Annotated in this window: 1 pseudogene; it reads right to left on the reverse strand. The window is 72.4% G+C overall.

Going from position 1 to position 1,047, the window contains the following annotated elements:
• Window positions 1-19: 19 nt before the first annotated feature.
• Window positions 20-995, reverse strand: a pseudogene (locus tag HK417_RS27450) (IS5 family transposase).
• Window positions 996-1,047: the final 52 nt, after the last annotated feature.

A 1,047-nucleotide genomic window follows, 5' to 3' on the forward strand; every position in this document is an offset into this window, starting at 1 on the left:
CTAGGACGTGTCTGGCGGATCACGGGAGCCATGTGAGTAGTGCGGCGAGGTTGATGGCGCCGGCGTAGTTCCGGGCGTGCTTGTCGTAGCGGGTGGCCAGCCCTCGCCAGTGTTTGAGCTGGCAGAAGCCGCGTTCGACGCTGTTACGGCGGGCGTAGCGGTCGCGGTCAAAGCCGGGTGGTCGGCCGCCGGTCGAGCCGCGGCGTCGGCGGTGGGCGGCCTGATCGGCCTTCTCCGGAATGGTGTGGCCGATGCCGCGGGCGCGCAGCAACCCGCGGTTGGCCCGGGAGCTGTAGCCCTTGTCGGCGACCAGGTAGTCCGGCCGGGTCCGCGGCCGTCCCGGCCCGGCGCGGGCGACCCGGACCGCGGCCAGGAGCTGGCCGAACATGGTGGTGTCGTGCACGTTGCCGGCGGTCAGCAGGACCACCAGCAGCCGGCCGGCGCCATCGGACAGGGCGTGCACCTTGGTGGTCAGCCCGCCCCGGGATCGACCGATGGCATGGTCGTCCGGCTCACCGCTCACCGGTTCCACCGCGCCCTTGGTGTCGGTCGCCGCAGCGGTCAGGTGCTCACCGGTCGGGTGCTCAGCGTCGTCGATCGCCCTCCTGGTCGGCGTCGGCGTCGGTGGTCGCGGCGTTCCCGCTGCTGCGGCGGGCGGTGGCGCCGTGCTGGTGGACCCGCACCATCGTGGAGTCCGCCGCCACTAGCCAGTCCAACTCCCCGGCTGCGTCGGCGTCAGCCTGCGCGCGAGCCAGGAGCCTGGCCCACGTGCCATCGGCGCTCCAGCGGGTCAGCCGCTCGTAGGCGGTCTGCCATGGCCCGAACCGCTCGGGCACCTCCCGCCACGGCGAACCGGTCCGGTACTTCCAGGCGATCGCCTCGATCACCTCCCGGTGATCCCGCCACCGCCCACCTCGCCGACCGGCCGAGGACGGCAGCAGCGGCTCCATCCACGCCCATGCCTCATCGGAGACCACGGTTCGATGCTGTCGCATCGACTGCACCCTGCCGCCGTCCGACCCCAAGATCCGTCAGACACGCCCTAGT

This window comes from Modestobacter marinus, assembly GCF_019799945.1.
Lineage (GTDB): Bacteria > Actinomycetota > Actinomycetes > Mycobacteriales > Geodermatophilaceae > Modestobacter > Modestobacter marinus_B.